Origin of the sequence: Dyella ginsengisoli (genome assembly GCF_044904665.1) — a bacterium.
In the GTDB taxonomy this organism is placed as follows: domain Bacteria; phylum Pseudomonadota; class Gammaproteobacteria; order Xanthomonadales; family Rhodanobacteraceae; genus Dyella_A; species Dyella_A ginsengisoli.
In genome coordinates this window covers 278,986-299,919 of the sequence record NZ_JADIKM010000002.1, presented here as the reverse complement: position 1 = coordinate 299,919, position 20,934 = coordinate 278,986, and the positions used below count along the sequence as shown (strand labels likewise).

At 69.9% G+C, this 20,934-nt stretch carries 8 protein-coding genes; 3 read left to right on the top strand and 5 right to left on the bottom strand.

Features of this window, described 5'->3' with window-relative positions; translation table 11 throughout:
• Positions 1-4: 4 nt before the first annotated feature.
• From ISP17_RS08325 to ISP17_RS08315, 3 genes are all read right to left on the bottom strand, one after another.
• Entirely contained in the window at positions 5-3,808 is a 3,804-nt protein-coding gene (locus ISP17_RS08325) for a translocation/assembly module TamB domain-containing protein (RefSeq protein WP_404631991.1), read from the bottom strand.
• Positions 3,809-3,818: 10 nt separating this feature from the next.
• Entirely contained in the window at positions 3,819-5,582 is a 1,764-nt protein-coding gene (locus tag ISP17_RS08320; protein ID WP_404631989.1) for an autotransporter assembly complex protein TamA, read from the bottom strand.
• 132 nt (positions 5,583-5,714) lie between these two features.
• On the bottom strand, positions 5,715-8,333 hold the full coding sequence (locus ISP17_RS08315) for a glycosyltransferase (RefSeq protein ID WP_404631987.1): 2,619 nt from the start codon (positions 8,331-8,333) through the stop codon (positions 5,715-5,717).
• Positions 8,334-8,551: 218 nt separating this feature from the next.
• Here ISP17_RS08315 and ISP17_RS08310 point away from each other — a divergent pair, with 218 nt between their 5' ends.
• Positions 8,552-13,297: an EAL domain-containing protein gene (locus ISP17_RS08310; RefSeq protein ID WP_404631985.1), complete on the top strand. Its 4,746-nt coding sequence runs from the start codon at positions 8,552-8,554 to the stop codon at positions 13,295-13,297.
• A gap of 79 nt (positions 13,298-13,376) precedes the next feature.
• Here ISP17_RS08310 and ISP17_RS08305 read toward each other — a convergent pair whose 3' ends face one another.
• Positions 13,377-13,844 (bottom strand): Dps family protein, encoded by a 468-nt coding sequence (locus ISP17_RS08305; protein WP_404631983.1) that lies wholly within the window; start codon positions 13,842-13,844, stop codon positions 13,377-13,379.
• 104 nt (positions 13,845-13,948) lie between these two features.
• On the opposite strand from ISP17_RS08305, the gene hrpA reads away from it, so the two are divergent.
• Positions 13,949-18,160 carry an ATP-dependent RNA helicase HrpA gene (hrpA, locus tag ISP17_RS08300; RefSeq protein WP_404631981.1) on the top strand — a complete coding sequence of 1,404 codons (4,212 nt, stop codon included), beginning with the start codon at positions 13,949-13,951 and terminating at the stop codon, positions 18,158-18,160.
• Positions 18,161-18,175: 15 nt separating this feature from the next.
• Here hrpA and ISP17_RS08295 read toward each other — a convergent pair whose 3' ends face one another.
• Positions 18,176-18,673 carry a hypothetical protein gene (locus ISP17_RS08295; protein WP_404631979.1) on the bottom strand — a complete coding sequence of 166 codons (498 nt, stop codon included), beginning with the start codon at positions 18,671-18,673 and terminating at the stop codon, positions 18,176-18,178.
• A gap of 122 nt (positions 18,674-18,795) precedes the next feature.
• Between ISP17_RS08295 and ISP17_RS08290 the strand changes: the two genes are divergently transcribed.
• Entirely contained in the window at positions 18,796-20,931 is a 2,136-nt protein-coding gene (locus tag ISP17_RS08290; RefSeq protein ID WP_404631977.1) for a RelA/SpoT family protein, read from the top strand.
• Positions 20,932-20,934: the final 3 nt, after the last annotated feature.

The window sequence follows — 20,934 nt, the reverse complement described above, 5'->3', positions numbered from 1 at the left end:
AGACTCACTTTTCCAGCCGGTAGTTGAAGCTGGCGCGGCTGAAATCGGTGGCGTTCTGCGCCTCGAAGTTCCAGCGCTTGCTGAGCCGGTAGCGCAGGGTGATCACCTGACCGGGCTCGAACAGACCGACGCCGTAGCTCAGGTAGAGCCGCGGCGACAGGTATTTGCCCACGGTGAAGGCCGAACTGCCGCCGAGCGCCTCGTTGCTGGATACGCCGATGTCGTCCACGCCGAGCTGCGAGCCGATGCGCTTGGCCAGCAGGTCGCCGCCGGCCGAGCCCAGCGCCTGCGCGGCGGAGTTCACCATCGAGCCTTCGCCACCCTTCACCTCGGACAGTGGCTTGCCGGTGATCAGGTAGGAGAGCGCGTCGGACTGCTCCATCACCGGTTGCGAGAACACCGTGAGCACCGGGCGCTGCGCGGTGCCGGCCACGTACAGGCCGACCTTCTGGCCTTCGTCGACAGTGGCATTGGGGTTGAGTTTGCGCACCGCGCGGATGTTCAGGCGCGGGTTGTCGATCGGCGTGCTGGCGAACAGCAGCTGACCCTGCTCGATGGTGAGGTTCTGGCCGTAGGCGCGATAGGTGCCGGCCACGTCCACCTGGCCCTGGCCGGTAGTGGCGCGACCGGGGCGCTCGCGCACCACCAGCTGGCCGCGCAGGTTGCCGTCCAGGCCCATGCCGACCACGTGGGTGCGTGGCCCAAGCTCGACTGCGACGGTGGCGCTGATCGGCAGCGCCGCGGTTTTCACTTGCTGCGACTGCTCGTCCAACACGACGACATCGGGTGATGCCCGGGTCGCGCCGGCGCCGGGCAGCCTGGCCAGGTCGACGTCGGCGCTATCCAGCGCAACGCGGCCGGTGATGTCCACGCCCTGCGCGTCCCGCCTGACCACCAGGTCGGGCGATACCACCACTCTCGCCGCCGGAATGTCCGCTGCCGTGAAGCGGCTGCCCTTGAGGGTGAGCTCGGCGGTGCTGCCATCGGCCAGGCCGGCGCTGCCCTGGATCGCCAGCGTGCCTTCGCCGGAGCGCACCTGGCCATCGATCTGCAGCGTGCGGGCGTCGGCGGTGGTCAGGGTGACCTGGCCGTCGCTGAGCTTGAGGCCGGCCGAAGGCACTTCCGCGGCGAAGCCGTCGACGCGGGCGTTGCCGCCGAGCGCGGGACGGTCGAGCGTGCCGCCGATGGTGAAATGCCCGGCCAGCGCGCCCTTCACGTTGGCCAGCTCGCTGGTGAACAGCTCGACCGCGGCCAGCTGGTTGAGGCGCAGGTCCAATGTTCCATCCAGCGTCTGTGCCGGGCCGTGCATGTTCACCTGGCCGTCCAGACGGCCATCGTGGTCGAGCTCGGCATGCACGGTGGCGCGCTGGTCGCCGGGCGCCAGCTGCGCCTGCAGGGCGAGCTGGCGATAGGCCAGCAGCGGCTGGTCGGCATGATCGGTGTAGGTGACGGTGCCGGCATCCGAGCGGATCGAGGCGTGGCCGGTGAGCGCGCCGCCCGCGCTGCGGCGCAGCTGGCCGTCACCGTCGAGGCTGCCATCGGCGCGCAGCGGCAGGTCGGCCATGCCGGCGGCGTTGAGGATCAGTGCCAGCGGCAGGGCGCGCAGGCGGTAGCTGGCGTCGAGATTGCCGGCCTTGTCCCGGCGGCCGGAAGCGCACAGCAGCGGATCGCCGGCGCTGAGGCACAGTTCGCCCAGGCTCGCCGCGCCGTCGCGATAAGCCAGCGCGGTGGGCTGCTGCAGGCGCCAGCGCGGCAGGCCCTGCGGGGCGAGGTCGAGCCGGCCCAGCGTGGCGCTCCACGCGCCGTTCTTCAGTGAACCGTCCAGGGCCAGGTTCACCGACAGCTGGCGGCCGTCGGCCTGCAGCGCGAGCCGATGGGTCGCCTGGCTGCCTTCGGCGAGCAGGTGCAGGCGGTCGAAGGCGAGGCCGCCGGCCACCAGCAGGCCGCGACCGTCCACGTCGAGCTTGCCGCTGGGAGCGCTGACGTCGGGCACGCCGACGATCAGCCGCAGCGCGTCCAGATGCTGCTGCTGCCAGCGCAGGCGCTGGCCCTGCAGCGTGCCGTTCACGCTGAGCCGCGGGATCTTGCCGCGGATGGCGAGATGGCCGTCCAGACGTCCGCCCGCTTCGGGCAGCCAGTCGGCCAGCGAGGCGATCGCCAGCGTGAGCTCGGCGTCGTTGCTGGCGCCTGGCCTGGCGGCGAGACGCACCGTGCTGCTGCCGGAGGCGAGCTCGAGCGTGCCGTCGAGCACCTGCGCCGGTGAGAGGTGCAGTCGGCCGCGTCCACGTACCGAGCGCTGGCGCAGTGTGCCGTCGAGTCGGCGCAGGTCCAGCGTGGCATCCAGCCCCTGTGCTTGCCGTGAGCCGGTGCTGGCAAGGTCGGCGTCGAGCGCGCCGCTCCAGCCGGCGAACAGCTGGCCGGGATCGAACCGCTCGGCAGTGGCCTGCAGTTGCCAGGCGAGCGCCGGCTGCAGGGTCAGCGTGCCGGAGGCATCGAGGTGGCCCTTGGCCTGCACCACGCGCAGCGTATGCAGGGCGATCTGCCGCGGCGTGCCGTCCAGGTCCAGCGCCAGCTGCGCCATCTGCCCCGGCGGGCCGACCGCGAGCTCGCCGCTGGCGTGGTACTGCGCGGCGCTGCCCTTGGCGGAAAGATGGCCCTCGCTGGCAAGCGGCTGGCCGACCAGCCCGGTCGGCAGCGTTACGCCCTTCCAGCGCAGGTCCAGCGCGGCGGTGACCGGTGCGACGGACAGCTGGACGAGGCCGCTGGCATCGAGCTGGCCGGGAATCTGCGGCGAGGAAAGCGTCAGCTGCTCAAGTTGCAAGGTGTCGAAGTTGTCGCTGAAGCGTGCGCGCAGCGGCTTGAGCTGCACGGTGTAATCGTTGAGATCGACGCGCCCCTCCACGCTCCCGCCGCGACGGTCGCCGCTGGCCTGCAGCGAGGCGGCCAGGGCGGTGATCGTCGAGTCGGGGCCGAGCAGCGGCGCGGGGTCGAAGCGCGGCGCGTCGAGCGTGGCCGTCCACGGATAGTCGCCGCGCGGCGCCAGCGACAGCTTCAGCGTGGCCGCGGCCGGCTGGGTGAGCGCCAGCGTGAGGTGCGCCTGCTGGCCGTCGCTGCGGGCCTGGAACGAGCCGGCGTACTTCACCTTGGCCACGCTCCAGTCGAAGCGCCCTTCGCCGCGGCCGCGATAGTCGCCGCCGACGGCCAGCTCGCCGGTCAATTGCATGTTGCCGTCGGGGCCGCGCAGGTCGAGCTGGTGCAGGCGCAGGCCGTCGTGGGTCCAGGCACCGGCCAGGTCGAGCCGGTCGGAGGCGAACAACGCTTGCGCCTTCCCGTTGCGATCGGGCTGGGTGATGCGCACGCTGCCCACGTGGGCGCGATCGACCACGATGTCCAGCGGTGGTCGCAGGCTGAAGCTGGATTCGCTGGCAGTCGGCGGCGCCGCTGGCGCCAGCGCCACGACGATGCCGTCGGCCTGCAGGTCGAGCAGGTGCAATTGCCGGCGCAGCAGTGGCCACACGGCCAGGTCGACCCGCGCCTGCGCCACGTGCACGTCGAGGCCGCTGGCGCCGCGATAACGCAGATCGTGCAGCGTCAGCGGACCGACCAGCCGCCCTTGCGCCTGGCCCACCTGCAGCGCGCCGCCGGTGGCGCTCGTAGCGCGCGCCAGCGCAAAGCGCAGGCCCGCCCCGGTGCCGAGCAGCCAGAAGCCGGCGGCGCCGAGCAGCGCGATCAATACGAGCAGGCCCAGCGCGAGCACGCGCGGCCAGCGGCGGCGGACGGTGGTGGACGGGGTGGCTGCGTCGGTCATGCGCGCCTCCTCACAGATCCGGTCCGATCACGATGTGCAGCTCGATGCCGTGCTTCTCGGTACTGTGCACCGGGGTGCCCAGGTCGACGCGGATCATGCCCACCGGCGACAGCCAGCGTACGCCCAGGCCCGCGCCGATCTTGGGCCGGTAGTCGGTGCCGCTGAACGCGTTGCCGGCATCGACGAACGCGGCCATGCCCCAGTTCTTCGTGAAATAGTGCTCCACCTCGGTGCTGGCCACCAGCAGGTTGCGCCCGCCGATCACGCGGCCATAGCTGTTCTTCGGCCCGATCGACTGGAAGCCGTAGCCGCGCACCGAGCGGTCGCCGCCGGCGAAGAAGCGCAGCTGCGGCGGCAGCGCGTCGAAGTTGCCGGTGGAGGTGATGCCGGCGCTGCCGCGCAGGATCAGCCGGTTGCGGCCCTTGAAGGCGCGGATCCACTTGGCGTCGGCGGTGAGCTGGGTGAAGCGCGTGTCCGACAGCAGCGTGCCCGCAGTGCTGCGCACGGCCAGGTTCACCGACCAGCCCTTGCGCACGAAGATCGGGTTGTCGCCCTTCTTGCGCGCCAGCGCGGCTTCGGCGAACAGCAGCTTGCTGCGCCCGCGCTCGATGCCGGGCGCGTTGTCCGGCTCGTTGCCGCGCTTGCCCACGGTGAACGTGCCGATCAGCGCGTGCGCGCCCAGCGTACGTGTCCAGCCGTGCCACAGGCGGGTTTCGTTGCCGACCAGCTCCAGCGTGCGCGACTGCGAGGTGGTGGTGTTGGCATCGCGGAAATTGGCGCCGACATTGAGGCTGCGCTGGTTGGGGCCGGGCAGGGGAATGGAATACAGCGTGGACAGCGTCTTCAACCGCTGCGCCACCACCAGCTCGTTCTTCCAGGTGTGGCCGCGGTCGTTGACCCAGCGCTTTTCGATACCGCCGCGCAGGCCGAAGCCGGTGTCGGTACCGATGAACGGTCCGCCGGTGTAGACGGTGCGCTTGGCCGGCACCAGCTCGACCTTGACGGTGACCGTGCCGTCTTTGGCGTCGTCCACGTTGGGTAGCACGTTGACCACCGAGAAGTAGTCCGCGCCGTTGAGCGCCTGCTGCAGGTCCAGCAGCTGGTCCTGCGAAAAGTAGTCGCCGGGCTTGAACGGTACGTAGCGATCGAGAAAGCCTTCGCGGAATTGCGAGCCCTCGAAGTGCACCGCGCCGAAGCGGTAGCGCGGACCGGCTTCCCACGCCAGGCGGATCACCGCGCTGTGACTGGCGCGAGTCACCTCCACCCGATGCGTGACCAGCTTCGCGCCGAGGAAGCCGTGCGCGGTGAGCTGGCCGCTCAGCGCGTCGCGCGCGGCGGCGTAGGCGCCGTGGTTGAGCGTCTGTCCCTTGAGCTTCTCGATCGCGCGCTGGGCGCCGCGGATCGGGCCGATCGCGGCGGCGCCGGCGTCGAGCGCCACGTTCACCCCGGTGATCTTCACCGGCTCGCCGGGTTTCACGTGCAGCGTGACGCGCCAGTCCTTGCCGACCGGCTGCAGGTCCGCATCGACCGAGGCCTCGTAATAGCCGTAGGGGCGCAGCGCCGCGCGCACCTGATCGGGAGCGCGGTCATAGAGGCGACGTACCTGTGCGGCGCTTACCTCGCGCGTGGCGTACTGCGACAGCTCCACGCCGGCCGTGACCGCGCCCTTGAGGTCATCGCCCACGCCGTCGACCACCAGCGTCACACTCGCCTGCGCCGCCGCGGGAAGCAGGGCGAGCAGGGCGAGCAGGCTCAGGCGTCGGAGGCGGCGCATGACGTGAGGCTACGTCCTTGTCGGATGGCGAATGCGGCGTGGCAGCTTACCGGAGCGCAGGTGCGCATCCGATGAACGCGGCGGCGCAGGCCGCTCCCGGCCCGCGTCGCCGCGCGCGATGGAATCGGCCGTTCAGCCGGCCTTGTCGCCCGCCTTGTGCGCGATCCACGCGCCGATCACCGCCGAGAAATACGGGATCGACTGCGCGCCGAGGATGAACATCCACAGCGTGCCCTCGATGTAGCGCGTGCCGTAGGACAGCGCCATGCCGACGATGCAGCCCACCAGCGCCAGCGCCATCAGCAGCTCCTCGCGCACCGGGGCGAAGGCGGCAAAGCCCGACTCGCCCAGCCGCCGGCTCTTGGCGGTCACCACGAACGAGGTCTTCTCGCGGGTGAGCCCGTGCAGGATGCCGCGGGCGATCGCGTGGCTCAGGCTCATGCTGGCCAGCGAGGCCATCAGCGTGTCGTACCAGCTGCACGGCACGCGCGCGCGGTAAAGCACGATGCCGAAGATCGCCTTGGCGAAGAAGAAGCCGATCACCGGAATCAGGAACAGCTGCATCGGCAGGGCGAAGTACTGCGGATAGGCCACCATGCCGGCGGTCCAGAACAATGCCATCAGCGTGAAGATCAGATGCAGCGCGTCGGCGAACCAGCTGAACCAGCCGGTGAGGAAGTGGAATCGCTGGCCGGCCGAGAGCGGCCCCTTCTTCACCATCCAGCTCCAGCGGCCCTTGAGGATCTGCATTGCGCCGAACGCCCAGCGGTAGCGCTGGCTCTTGTACGCCTTGAAGTCGGCCGGGGTGAGGCCCTTGCCCATCAGCTCGTCGACGTAGACCAGCTCGTAGCCGGCGTGCATCAGGCGCAGGCCCAGCTCGGCGTCCTCGCAGATGGTCCATTCGGACCAGCCGCCGGTGCCTTCCAGCGCGCTGCGCCGGACCATGGTCATGGTGCCGTGCTGGATGATCGCGTTGCGCTCGTTGCGGTGGTGCATGCCGATACGGAAGAAGCCGTCGAACTCCCACGCGGTCATGCGGCGGAAGCGGTTGTGCTCGAAATCGCGATGCGCCTGCGGGCACTGCACCACCGCCACCTTCGGGTCGTGGAAGTAGCCGGTGAGGGTGGACAGCCAGTCGTGGCGCACCTCGTAGTCGGCATCGATCACCGCCACCACGTCGGCGCGCGGGTCGGTTTCCTTCAGGCCGAAGTTCAGTGCACCGGCCTTGAAGCCCGGCCACGGCTCCAGGTGGAAGAAGCGGAAACGCGGGCCGAGCTGCTCGCAGTAGGCCTGGACCGGTTTCCAGATGTCCGGGTTCTTGGTGTTGTTGTCGATCACCAGCACTTCGAAGTTGTCGTAGTCGAGCGCGGCCAGCGAATCGAGCGTGATCTGCACCATCTCCGGCGGCTCGTTGTAGCAGGCCAGGTGGATCGACACGAACGGCTGCTTTTCCGGCGGGTCGGGGCGCAGCATGCCGGCATGGCGGATCCAGCCCCGGCGCCACAACACCTCGGTGAACTCGAAGCCGTTGATCAGCAGGATCGCCAGGATCGCGATCTGCGCCGGGAACAACAGCGTGAGCATGGTCCAGTCGATCCAGCTCAAATAGAAATTGAACGGCAGCGTGGACGACCACACGATCAGCCCGCAGGCGAGCTGGATCAGCGCGGCGAAGAAGAAGCGGCCCATCAGCTTGAAGCGGCTGAAGCGCCGGCCGAACCACAGCATCGGGATCAGTGCCAGCAGGCTGGCGGCCAGCGCCTTCCACGGCCAGGCGGTGTCCTCGGTGACCGGCCCGGTGAACGGGAACTTCATCTGCCGGTCGGCATTGAACATGCCCCAGTACGCTCCGGTGCGGCCCTCGCCTAGGTTCTCCTTCCACGGCTGGTCGAACGCTTCCAGCAGGTAGTAGTCGATATTCCGCACCTTGGCCGCGTTGAGCCAGTGGCGGATGAAGATCGCCTCGTTGGACACCGACGGGCGCGCGTATTTCTGGCGGTCGCCGTTGGACGGCCAGCCGATCTCGCCGACCACGATGTGCCGGCCTGGATACAGCCGCTGGATATTGTCGTAGGCGCCGAGGGCGGCGTTCAGCGCATCGTCGCGGTCGGGGTCCACGTTGGTGCCGATGCCGTTCCAGAACGGGAACAGGTGGATGGTGATGAAGTCCACGTGCTCGGCCAGCTCCGGATACTTGATCCAGATGTAGTCCGGCTCGGCGATCGACACCGGCTGGCGCACGTGGGCACGCACGCGGTCGAGGTAGCGGATCATCTGTTCCACCGGCAGATCGCCGCGAAACAGCACCTCGTTGCCCACGATCACCCGCTCGATGGTGTTCGGGTAGCGGTTGGCCAGCGCGATCAGCTGGTCGATCTCGCGCTCGTTGTTGCGCTGGCGGGTGTCGATGTTGGCGCCGGCCATCACCTTGAGCCCGTCCTGCCGCGCCAGGCGGTAGATCTGCGGGTTCTCCTGGGTGGTGTAGGTGCGGATGCGGCCGGTGTACTTGCGCAGCAGCTTCAGGTCGCTGTCGATCTGTGCGTCGCTGGGGAAGTCCTGCTTGAGCGGGTTCTGGTAGCGCTGGAACACTGACACCGAGAAGCCGTTGATCGGCCCGTGCCACTCGTCCGGACCGTGCGGCTGGTTGCCCCACCACCACAGGCCGATGTTCATCGCGGCCACGACCAGGGCAAGCAGGAGGGCAACCAGCAGGGGATGGCGACTGTCGTTCGTTGCTGGTGTGGCGCTCAAAGAAGATCCCCGGGAAAGCCCCTGCCATGTGGCCGGAAAAGCCCGGGGAGCTTACCGAAACGCGGTCGGCGGGCCAATAAAACTCCCGTTAGGCGCTCAGCCGGGCATCAGCTGTGCGCCCCACGCCGACGGGTGGCGGGGCGTCCGCGCGAAATAGTTTGCGCGCGCGCCCGCAACGGGGGATTCTGGCCTTACCGCCCTCCAAAGCACTCCCCTCGATGCTCGCGCCGTCGACCGATCCGGGACAGATTTCGCAGGAGCAACTCGTCCAGCTGCTTGAACTGCAGCGGGGCGTGCTGGATATCGTGGCCCGCGACGGCGCTCTCGCTGCTCGCATGGAGTCGGCCTGCCGCCTGTTCGAGGCCACCGCGCCGGGGCTGGTCGCCACGGTGATGCGGCTGGATGCTTCGGGCCGGCTGTACTTTGCCTGCGCGCCGAGCGTGCCCGCCGCGGTGCTGGATCGGCTGAACCATGTGGCGCCAGGCCCGGATGCGGGCTCGTGCGCGCATGCGGCGTGGTCCGGGCAGCCCACCTACGTCGGCGATGCGCTGAACGATCCGCGCTGGTCGTCGGTGCGGCCGGCGGCCGCCGAGCACGGCATTCGTGCGTGCTGGTCGTCTCCGGTACGCGCGCGCTCGAACGAGATCGTGGGCACCTTCGCGCTGACTTCGTTCGATGAGCGTCTGCCCACACGCTTCCAGCGCCAGTTGATGGAGCTGGGCGCCAGCGCCATCGGCCTGCTGCTCGACCAGGAGCAGGAGCGCGAGCGTCGCCGCGCCGACGAAACCGAGCTGCGCCGCATGGCCCTGGTGGCAGCACGGGCGCCGGCCGGTGCGGTGATCACCGACCAGGCCGGCCGGATCCAGTGGATCAACGACGGCATGCGCCAGCTCGGCGGCTACGAGGCGGCGGAGCTGGTCGGCCGCCTGCGGCGCGATGTGCTGCTGGGCGAGCGAAGCGACCCGGCGGTGCTCGACAACCTGCACCAGGCGATCGCCGCCGGCCGTGACTTCCATGCGGTGCTGGTGAATTACCGGCGCGACGGCCATCCCTACACCGTGCAGCTCACCGGCACGCCGCTGCGCGACGCGGACGGCCGTTGCGAGGGCGCCATGCTGATGGAAGTCGACATCAGCACGAGCCGCCGGCTGTCCGACTTCAACGCGCTGCTCGCGGAAGTCACCGAGTGCGTGGCCAGTCACGACGACGAGCACGCACTGCTGCAGCGGATCTGCGAGCTGGCGGTCAGCCGTGCCGATCTCAAGCTGGCGTGGATCGGTCGCCCGGGCCGCGACGGCTGGTTCGAGTTTCTGGCCAGCGCCGGCGAGGCCAGCGGATACGCCGGCGAGCTGCGGGTGAGCGAGAACCCGGCCGTGCCGGAGGGCAACGGCGCCAGCGGGCGCACCTGGCGCGAGGGCCGCAGCTACTACAACCGCTCCGTCCTGCGCAGCAGCTTCCTGGCACCGTGGCATGCGCTGGCGGCGCGCTTCGGGATTGCCGCCAGCGCCACCTTGCCGATCCGCCGCGGTGGAGTGATGTGGGCGGTATTCACCGTCTATCACGCCGAGGAGGATGTCTTCGACACCGAGCTGCGGGCCGTGCTGGAGGCGCTCGCCAGCAGCATCTCGCGTGGCCTGGACCGGATCGACCTGTTGCGCCGCGAGCGCGAGATCCAGGCGCTCAACCTGTCCATGCTCAACAGCACCACGGTGGGCGTGATCCTGCTCAACCAGCGTCGGGTGGCGCGCGCCAACGACCGCGCCGCCAGCCTGCTGGGCGCGCGCGACCCGCACGAGCTGATCGGCCGCAACGCGCTCGAGCTCTACGCCGACCGGCAGGAGGGCGAGGCGATTCCCGCGCGCATCGCGGAGGCGTTCGCCCGCAGCGGACGCGCCGTGTTCGAGGTGCCGGCACAGCGGCTGGACGGTGGCGAGGTGTGGCTGCGCATCGAGGGCACGCCGTTCGAGCAGGAAGGCTTCGACCAGATCTGGTCGCTGGTGGATATCACCGAGCAGCGTCAGGCGGTGGCGGCGCAGGCACTGATGGCACGCGCGCTGGCGTCGGTGAAGGAGGGCGTGATCATCACCGATGCCGCGCAGCGCATCGTCTACATCAACTATGCCTTCGAGGAGCTCACCGGCTACGAATTCGAGGAGATGCGCGGGCGCAACTGCAACGTGCTGCAGGGCGCGGACACCGACCAGCGCACGCGCCGGCGCATCCGCGAGGCGCTCGGGGCGGGGCGCTCGTTCGAGGGCGAGATACTCAACTACCGCAAGGACGGCACGACCTTCTGGAACCTGCTGGCGATCACCCCGCTGCGCGATGCGGCCGGCGCGATCAGCCACTTCGTGGGCGCGCAGCGGAACATCGACGACATCCGCGCGCTGCGCGACCGGCTCGAGCATCTCGCCTTCCACGACGACCTCACCGGTTTGCCCAACCGTCGCGAGCTGGATCGCCACTTGCCCGAGGCGATCGCGGCGGCGGTGGCGACCGGCACGACGCTGGCCGTGGGCAAGATCGACCTGGACGACTTCAAGACGGTCAACGACGCTTGGGGCCATGCCGTCGGCGACCAGCTGCTGCAACGCCTGGCCGCACGCATGCTCGGGCAGGTGCACCCGGGCGACTTGCTGGTGCGTGTGGGTGGCGACGAGTTCGTGGTGGTCTTCGAGGGCCTGCCGGTCGATGACGCGCAGGCGGCGCTGGAGCGGCGCATCGCGCACCTGGGCGAGGCTTTCGCTGGGTCGGTGGGGCTGTCGACCGAGATTGCCGCGGAGCTCTCGCCCAGCATGGGCGTGGCGTTGCTTGCGGTCGACGGCAGCGAGGGTGGCGGCCTGCTGCGCGCGGCCGACGAGGCGCTGTACCGCGCCAAGAGCAGCAAGCGCAGTCGCCCGCGCTGGTGGGTACTGCACGGCGCTGCGCTGGAGGCCGACGGCAACGTCGAGCAGAGCCTCGATCCCTACGGTGCCGAGGCAGCCGCGCTGTTGGGCAAGATGCAGGGGCACCTGGACGCCGTGCTCGAGCGCTTCATCGAAAATTTCTACCAGCGACTGGGCGACGAGCCCGAGGCCCGCGAAATCCTCGATTGCCTGCTGCCGGAAGACATCGACCACCTGCGCGTGCGCCAGTGTGCGCATCTGCGCTCGCTGGTCGCTGCCGACGCCACCCGTGAGCGGCTGGACGAAGCGAGCCACCTGCTCGGTCGCGTGCACGCGCTGGTTGGCATCGACAGCGTCTATCTGGTGCGCTGGATGGCGGTGTACCGCGAGATGGTCAGCAAGCACTTCAATGCGCAGCCAATGCGGGCGCGCGAGCGCTACCAGCTGATGCAGGTGGTGGAGCAGCGCATTCAGGACGACATGCAGGCCCAGCTGCACGCCCAGGCGCAAACCCAGGCGCAGTTCGTCGCGCTGGTGATGCAGGCGTTGCCCGGTGCGGGCGCCTCGTGGAACAGCACCATGAGCCGCGAGCTGGCCGAGCTGGCGCAAATGCCCGGCATCGGCTGCGCGATGCTGCTGCGACAGAGCTCGCAGGGCGTGTTCAGCATCGAGGCCAGCGCCGGCCGGCTGGCGCCATCGGTGATGCGGATCTTCGCCGCGGCCGAGCGCACTGACGGATCGTCCACGCTGTCGCCGCCTGAGGGTTCGCTGCTGATGCAGGCGTGGGAGTCCGCCACGATCTGCGTGTCGCCGTCGTTGCTGCACGATCGCCATCTGGCCGGCTGGGGCGCGCTGGCCGAACAACTGGCCACGCTCGGCCTGCGCACCGGCATGCACGTGCCAGTGCTCGACGGGCAGGGGCAGCCCGTGGCAATGCTGTCCGTGCTGGGCCGGTTCCCCCACCAGTTCGCCAACCCGACGATGCAGCAGTTCAATCGCAATCTCCAGCAGCGCTGGAGCGAGATCTGGCAGCGCAGCTCGCGGCCGCCGCCGCCGGTGTCGCAGGAGCAGGCCATCGTCTATCGCGAGCGGCTGTTCAAGGGCGGACTGGCGATGTACGTGCAGCCCGTGGTGGACCTCCACGACGGCCACCTGGCCAAGGTGGAGGCGCTGGCGCGCTTGGTGCTGGAGGACGGCAGCGTGATCGGCCCGGACGCCTTCATTCCCCTCTTGCGCCATGCCGAGCTGGATCGCCTGTTCCTGCTGGGCCTGGATGCCGCGCTGGCTGCCCTGGTGGAGTGGGAAAGCCAGGGGCTGGTGCTTGACGTGGCGCTGAACCTGCCGCCGCAGACGCTGGTCGATCCGGCCTGCGCCACCTGGGTGGCCGAGGCGCTGGGGCGCCATCGCGTGGCGGCGCATCGGCTCACGCTGGAGGTGCTCGAATCGCAGCGGCTGGACGAACTCGCGCGCGATGCCGGCGTGCAGCGGCTGATCGCGCTGGGCGTGCAGCTGGCGATGGACGACCTGGGCTCCGGCTACAGCAGCCTGCGCCGGCTGGCGAGCCTGCCGTTCAGCACCATCAAGGTCGACCAGGATCTGCTCAAGCGCCTGCGCCAGGACCCCATCCAGACGATCAGCCTGATGAGCGCGGTGATCCAGATGGGCCGCGACTTCGGCTGCGACGTGGTGGTGGAGGGGCTGGAAGATCGCGGCATGATCGAGGTCGCCCGCCTGCTCGGCGCGCGCTACGGGCAAGGTTTCGGGCTGGCCCGGCCGATGCCCTGTGGCGACCTGGTGGGCTGGAGCCGCCGCTATCGCCCAGAAACCGCGCCCGCGCCGATCAGCACCGGGATCGCCGCCGTCGCGTTCCAGTGGTGGTCGATCCGCCATCGCCCGCTGCACGCCAGCGCGCTGGACAGCTGCCCGATGACGCCGGTACTCGCCGCGCTGGGCGACGAGGCGACGATCGCTGTGCGCTTGCACGATTGTGTCCACCGTGACTCGCACGACGATGTCGCCGCACGCGATCTGCTCGACGGGCTGGAATCGCTGGTCCGCGCAAGCGCGCGCCCGGCCTGATCCCGCGGCACGGGTCGATACGCCTTGCAACGAAAAAGCCCGCCTCGCGGCGGGCTCGTCCTGAGCGACGCGCGAGCGCTTACTTGAGCAGCGAACGCAGCATCCAGGCGGTCTTCTCGTGCTCCTTCAGGCGGCCGGTGACCATGTCGGCAGTGCCTTCGTCGCCGGCGGCCGAGGCGGCCTTGATCGCGCCGCGTGCGGTGTGCGCCACGATCTCGTGGCCTTCCACCAGCTGGCTCACCATCTCCTTCCAGTCCGGCACGCCGGACTCTTCCTTGACCGCGCTGAGCTTGCCGAACTGGCTGTAGGAGCCGGGGGCGAACACGTCGAGCGTGCGGATGCGCTCGGCCACTTCATCGGCAGCCAGCCACAGCTCGTTGTACTGGGTCTCGAACATCGCATGCAGGGAGTTGAACTGCGGGCCGGTGACGTTCCAGTGGAAGCTGTGGGTCTTCAGGTACAACGAATAGGTGTCGGCCAGCAGCTTGGAAAGGTGCTTGGCGACCGACTCGCGGTCCTTCTTGGCAATACCGATGTTCATGGCCATGGTGCGCTCCTTGTGCGATGGAAATCGTCGGGAATCCAGCATAGTCGCGCCGCATGACGCTGGGAAATCCATCCTGCCGATGCCGGCGATAGCCAGCCGCTATCATGTGCGGTCCCATGAACGATTCCGCCGCCCACGCTCCTTCCGCCTCCCCCGACGCGCGCCTGCGCGAGCTGCGTCGCGCCCTCGACGGCGTGTGCAGCCGCGACTTCGGCCGCCTGCTCGGGCGCTGGCGCGGACTGTCGCGCCAGCCCGATGGCGCAAAGCTCGACGCGCTGGCCGCGGCGATCGAGGCGTCGGTAGCGAAGCGCCGGGCGCGCGTGGCCGCCAAGCCGGCGGTGAAGCTCGACGAATCGCTGCCGATCACCGCGCGCGCCGACGAGATCGTCGAACTGATTCGCAAGCACCAGGTGGTGGTGATCGCCGGCGAGACCGGCTCGGGCAAGACCACCCAGTTGCCCAAGCTGTGCCTGGCCGCCGGCCGCGGGGAGGCCGGCATGATCGGCTGCACCCAGCCGCGCCGGCTGGCCGCGCGCTCGGTGGCCAACCGGGTGGCCGAGGAGCTGGGCACCGGCATCGGCGACCAGGTCGGCTTCCAGGTGCGCTTCACCGACAAGGTCTCGGACCGCACGCTGGTGAAGTTCATGACCGACGGCATCCTGCTGGCCGAGACGCAGGGCGATCCGTGGCTGTCCAGCTACGACACGCTGATCATCGACGAGGCGCACGAGCGCAGCCTCAACATCGACTTCCTGCTCGGCTACCTCAAGCGCCTCGCCGCGAAGCGGCCGGAGCTGAAGATCATCGTCACCTCGGCGACCATCGACACCGCGCGCTTCGCCGAGCATTTCGACGGTGCGCCGGTGGTCTCGGTGGAGGGGCGCGCCTACCCGGTGGAAGTGCGCTGGCGTCCGGTTGACGGGGATTTTGCCGGCAAGGGGCGCGGCGACATGCAGCAGGGCAGCGCCGAGCACATTGCCCATGTGGTCGACGAAATCGTCGCCGACCGCAGCCTCGGCGGCGGGCCCGGCGACGTGCTGGTATTCCTGCCCGGCGAGCGCGAGATCCGCGACGCGCACCTGCTGCTGTCGCGCCGGCAGTACCGCGAAACCGAGATCCTGCCGCTGTACGCGCGGTTGTCCGCCAGCGACCAGGACCGCGTGTTCAAGCCCGGTCCGAAGCGCCGCGTGGTGCTGGCCACCAACGTGGCCGAGACCTCGCTCACCGTGCCGCGCATCCGCTACGTGGTCGACACCGGCACCGCGCGGGTCAAGCGCTACAGCCAGCGCAGCCAGCTCGAGCGGTTGCACGTGGAGCCCGTTTCGCAGGCCGCCGCGGACCAACGCAAGGGCCGCTGTGGACGCATCGGTCCGGGCATCTGCTATCGCCTGTACGACGAGGCGGAGTTCGCCACGCGTGCGGCCTACACCGATCCGGAACTGCTGCGCTCCTCGCTGGCCAACGTGATCCTGCGCATGCTGGCGCTGAAGCTGGGCGACGTGGACCAGTTCCCGTTCCTGGAGGCGCCCGATCCGCGCGTGATCGCCGACGGCTATCGCCGCCTCGCCGAAATCTCCGCGATCGACGAGCGCCGCGAGCTCACTGCCATCGGTCGCGAGCTGGCGCGCCTGCCGATCGACGTGCAGCTGGCGCGCATGCTGGTGGAAGCGCGCCGGCTCGGCTGCCTGCGCGAGGTGCTCACCGTGGTGAGCTTCCTCAGCATCCAAGACCCGCGCGAGCGCCCGGCCGACGCGCGAGCGCAGGCCGACGCGGCGCACGCGGCGTTCACCGATCCGAAGTCCGACTTCCTCGGCGTGCTCAACCTGTGGCGCGCCTATCACGAGGCCAGCGAGGAGCTCACGCAGTCGAAGCTGCGCGACTGGTGCTCGCGACACTTCCTCTCCTTCCTGCGCCTGCGCGAATGGCGCGAACTGCACCGCCAACTGCTGCTGGTGGTGGACGAGCTGGGCTGGAAGCAGGATGCCGATGCTCCTTCTCCCTCGACGCAGCCGGGAGAGAAGAGGGCTGGGATGAAAGGGTCAACCTCGCCAAAGACAGGCGCCGAAGCCGGCAAGACTCCCTCTCCCCTGGCGCAGCCGGGGGAGAGGGCTGGGGTGAGGGGGCGCGCTTCGCGCAGTGAAGCGCCAGGCGCCCGACGCACGAGGAGCGATCGTCGCGAGCCACCGCGCCTCACCCCAAACTCTGGATCGAGTCCAGAGCAGGCTCTTTCCCCGCGGGAGAGAGGGAGCAAGGTCGCCGAGCAGGTTGTCGATGAAAAAGACGCTGCGCGTCTGTTCGAGTCGATCCACCGCGCCCTCCTGGCCGGCCTGCCGACCCAGGTCGGGCGCAAGGACGAGAAGGGCGTGTTCCGCAGCACTCGTGAGCGCAAGTTCCAGATATTCCCCGGCTCGGCGCTGGCCAAGCTGCCGCCGAACTGGGTGTTCGCCGCGCAGATCCTCGATATCGGCGGCAAGGTGTGGGGCATGATGTGCGCCCGCGTCGAGCCGCAGTGGATCGAGGAGCAGGCCGCGCAGCTGGTGAAGTCCAGCTGCCGCGAGGCGCACTGGTCGAAGAAGCGCGGCTGCGTGGTGGCCTACGAGCAGGTGAGCCTGTTCGGGCTGAACCTGGTCGAGCGGCGCGCGGTGACGTTCCAGCAGCAGGATCCCGCGCTGGCGCACCAGATCTTCCTGCGCGAGGCGCTGGCGCGCGGCGACATCGAGGCGAAGGTGGATTTCCTGCGCGCCAACCAGCGCGTGCTGGAAGACGCCCGCGGCATCGAGGCGAAGCAGCGGCGCGAGGGGCTGATCCGCCACGAGGACGAGCTGGTCGCGTTCCTCGAGGGCAAGCTGCCCGAGGACATCGCCAGCAGCCGCGCTCTGGAGGCGTGGTACCGCAAGGCACGCCCGGCCGAGCAGGCGGCGCTGCGCTGGTCGATCGACGACGTGATGGTCGGTGGCGCGGGACTCGATCCCAAGGCGTTTCCGGCCAGCCTCGAGATGGGCACGCAACGCTATCGGCTGGAATACAGGTTCGTGCCCGGCGACGACGCCGACGGCGTCACCCTGCACCTGCCGCTGGCCATGCTCAACGCGCTGCCCACCGCGCGTTGCGAATGGCTGGTGCCCGGCCTGTTGGCCGAGAAGGTGGCCGAACTGATCCGCGGCCTGCCCAAGGCGCAGCGGCGCAACTTCGTGCCCGCGCCGGATTTCGCCCGCGCCTTCGTTGAGGCCGAAGCGCCGCGCGACGAGCCGCTGGCGAAGGCGCTGGCCGCCTTTCTCAAACGCACCACGGGCGTCGAGGTCACCGCCGCCGAGTTCGCCGCGGTGGAACTGCCGCCGCATTTCTCCATGCGCTACCGCCTGCACGACGAGAGCGGCCGCACCCTGGCCGCCTCGCGCGATCTCGCCGCGCTGCGCGCGCAGTGGGAAGGTCAGGCGCGCGAAGCGTTCTCGCGCAAGACCGACGTGGAGCTCACCCGCGAGGACGTGACCAGCTGGGATTTCGAGGAGATTCCCGCGCAGGTGCGCTCGGCCGGCGGCCTGCTGGCGTTTCCCGCGCTGGTCGATCTGGGCGAGACGGTGGCGCTGCGCGTGTTCGAGCGTCGCGACGAGGCGGCCGAAGCGCATCGCGTCGGCGTGATCCGGCTGCTGCGCAACGCGCTCGCCGCCGACATGAAGCAGGCGCGCCGTCGCCTGCCGATCGCCAACGCGCTGTCGCTGAAATACGCGCCGCTGGGCAGCATCGACAGCCTGCGCGAGGATCTGGTCGAGGGCGGCTTCGCCGACCTGCTCGAGCGCCACGAGCTGGACGTGCGCACCGCCGGTGCCTTCGAAGCGCTGCGCACACACGCGGTGCGCGAGTTGTTCGCCTGCGCGGTGGAGCGGCTGAAGCTGGCCGAGCCGATCATCGAAGCGCAGGCGGAGATGAAGCCGTGGCTGCAGCCGCCGCTGATGGGGTTCGCCCGCGCCAGCTACGACGACCTGCACGAGCAGCTCGACGGGCTGCTTACCGCCGGCTTCGCGCGCGAGCTGTCGATCGCGCGGCTCGCGCATCTGCCGCGCTACCTCAAGGCCATGCGCCTGCGCGCCGAGCGGCTGCGGCAGGATCCCTCGAAAGACCAGCAGCGCATGCTGCAGGTGCTGCCGTACTGGCGCGCCTACCTCAACCATCGCGCGGAAGGCCGCGACGACCTGGACGAGCTGCGCTGGCTGATCGAGGAATGGCGAGTGTCGCTGTTCGCGCAGGAACTCAAGACCGCCGAGCCCGTGTCGGCCAAGCGGCTGGCGCGGGCGCTGGAGGCGCTGGAAGGCGGCTGAGCGGCGGTTGCCGGCTCAGTTGGCCGGACGCACGCGGGCGCGGGTGTTGTAGCCATCCACCTGCAGCCACCAGCCGCCGAACAGCGCGCGCGTCACCTGTACGCCGGGGCGCTCGATCGCATGACCGGTGGCCAGCGTGCTGTCGTCGCTGACCTGCCAGCGCTGGCCGTTCTCCAGGGTCAGCACCGTGCCTTTATGCCAGCCGACAAACGAGCCGGCGATGCGGCTGTCGACGGCGGCCTTGGGGCTGCTGCTGTGGCTGACCGCGCTGGCGGTGGGCATGGTCGAGGCGGGCACCGCGTCGACCATCGCGTTGGGGTGGGTCGCCAGCCATCGCTCCAGCACGGCGAGCTGTGCCGCGCTGAGGTGGTCCAGGCCGGCGTCGCGGAATGTGGCTTCACCCATGCGCTGCCGCAGCGGGTCGACGTCCGCGTTTTGCGCCCCCGCAGGCACCGGCGCGACCAGCAGCAGGACACAGAGCAGTCGGAGCGTAGGCAGCGGGACCGGGCGCATGGCGTTCTACCGTGATGATGTGGGGCCGGCGCACAGCGTACCGGACCGCACGGCGGGCGGGCAGGGCGGCCGCGCCGTGGCCGGGCTCGCATAGAATGCCTACTCGCTCCCATGGCACCGCGATGATCCCCATCACCCACGGCAATACGCCCACGCTCGCGCCCTGGCTGGCGCGCCGCGCCGAGTTGCCCGCCGTGCTGGTCGCCGCGCTCGATGCCTGCGCCGAGGCACCGGTGCTGCAGGGCGAATGCGCCGACGTGCTGGACCTGCTGGTGATGCTCGGCTGCGATGCGCAGACCCAGGCCGCCGCGCTGTGGTTTGCCCTGGCGCAGGCGGCGCCGACCGCCTACGAGGCGCAGGCGGGCGCGCTGGCGCCGGAACTGCGCCGGCTGGTGGACGGCCAGCAGGCCGCCGAGAAGGTGTGGGCGCTGCATGCTCAGCGCAGCGGCGCGGCCAGTTCCGAAGGCTTGCGCCGGCTGCTGCTGGCGATCATCCGCGATCTGCGCGTGGTGTTCGTGCTGCTGGCGCGGCAGCTGGCGCGCATGCGCACGGCGCTGGCGCTGCCGGATCCGGCGCGCGCCGAGCTGGCGCGGCTGACCCGCGACATCCACGCCCCGCTGGCCAACCGGCTCGGCATCTGGCAGCTGAAGTGGGAGCTGGAGGATCTGGCATTCCGCTATCTGGAGCCGGACACCTATCGTCGCATCGCCAAGCTGCTCGACGAACGCCGCGAAGACCGCGAGAACTTCATCCGCGAGTCGCTGGCCGAACTGGGCAAGGCGCTGACCGCCGCCGGCATCCGCGCCGATCTGGCCGGGCGGCCCAAGCACATCTATTCGATCTGGAAGAAGATGCAGCGCAAGGCGCTGGATTTTTCCGACCTGTACGACATCCGCGCCGTGCGCATCCTGGTCGACAGCGTGGCCGACTGCTACGCCGCGCTCGGCGTGGTGCACACGCTGTGGCCGCACCTGCCGGGCGAGTTCGACGACTACGTGGCGCGGCCCAAGGCCAACGGCTACCGCTCGCTGCACACCGCGGTGATCGGCCCGCGCGGCAAGACGCTGGAAGTGCAGATCCGCACCCACGAGATGCATCGGGCCAACGAGCTGGGCGTGGCCGCGCACTGGCGCTACAAGGAAGGCGGCAGCGCGGATGCCGAGTTCGAGTCGAAGATCGCCTGGATGCGCAAGCTGCTCGAACCGCGCGCCGACGGCGAAGGCGAACTGGCCGCCGAGCTGCAGACCGAGCTGCTGGAAGACCGCGTCTACCTGCTCACGCCGCGTGGCGAAGTGTTCGATCTGCCGCACGGCGCCACCGTGCTCGATTTCGCCTACCACGTGCATACCGAGGTCGGGCACCGTTGCCGCGGCGCCAAGGTCAACGGGCGCATCGTGCCGCTGACCTTCCAGCCGCACAGCGGCGATCGCGTGGAGATCCTCACCACCAAGGTCGGCGAGCCCAGCCGCGACTGGCTCTCCACCCATCACGGTTACCTCAACACGGCGCGGGCGCGGGAGAAGGTGCGCGCGTGGTTCCGCCGCATCGCGCACGATGCCAACCTCGCCGCCGGCCGCGCCATGCTGGAGCGCGAACTCAAGCGCCTGGCGATGCCAAACGCCGATCTCGCCGGCCTGCCCGCGCAGTTCCACCTGAAGACGCACGACGAGTTGCTGATCGCGCTGGCGCTCGGCGAGGTGAACCCGGGACAGATTTCGCGCCTGCTGCAGGAGGCCGCGCAGCCCCCGGCGCCGCCCGAGGCGACGCCCGCACTGCCGGCATCGCGCGCGCCGGCGATCGATCAGAGCGCGCTGAGCATCGAGGGCGTGGGCAACCTGCTCACCGTGCTGGCGCGCTGTTGCCAGCCGCTGCCGGGCGATCCGGTGCGCGGCTTCGTCACCCGCGGGCGCGGCGTGTCGGTGCATCGGGCCGACTGCGCCGCGCTGGCGCGACTGGCGCGGCGCGATCCCGAGCGGGTGATCGACGTCAGCTGGGGACGCGTGGCGGCGCAGGCCTACCAGGTCGACATCGAGCTGCACGGCTACGACCGCAAGGGCCTGCAGAAGGACGTCACCGCGGTGATCAGCAATGCGAACATCCCGATCATCGCCTCCTCCAGCCGCATGTTCGTGCGCACCGGCGAGGTGGAGATGCGCTTCACCCTGCGCGTGCGCGACTACGAGCAGCTCTCGCACCTGCTGGCCAAGCTGGTGGCGCTGCCCAACGTGGTCGATGCACGCCGTGTCGGTGGTCGCTGAGCC

Excerpts from the sequence above, each read along its gene's own strand:
- ISP17_RS08290 (WP_404631977.1), top strand. The coding sequence starts at position 18,796 with ATGATCCCCATCACCCACGGCAATACGCCCACGCTCGCGCCCTGGCTG.
- hrpA (WP_404631981.1), top strand. The coding sequence starts at position 13,949 with ATGTGCGGTCCCATGAACGATTCCGCCGCCCACGCTCCTTCCGCCTCC.
- ISP17_RS08320 (WP_404631989.1), bottom strand. The coding sequence starts at position 5,582 with ATGCGCCGCCTCCGACGCCTGAGCCTGCTCGCCCTGCTCGCCCTGCTT.
- ISP17_RS08305 (WP_404631983.1), bottom strand. The coding sequence starts at position 13,844 with ATGGCCATGAACATCGGTATTGCCAAGAAGGACCGCGAGTCGGTCGCC.
- ISP17_RS08295 (WP_404631979.1), bottom strand. The coding sequence starts at position 18,673 with ATGCGCCCGGTCCCGCTGCCTACGCTCCGACTGCTCTGTGTCCTGCTG.
- ISP17_RS08325 (WP_404631991.1), bottom strand. The coding sequence starts at position 3,808 with ATGACCGACGCAGCCACCCCGTCCACCACCGTCCGCCGCCGCTGGCCG.
- ISP17_RS08310 (WP_404631985.1), top strand. The coding sequence starts at position 8,552 with ATGCTCGCGCCGTCGACCGATCCGGGACAGATTTCGCAGGAGCAACTC.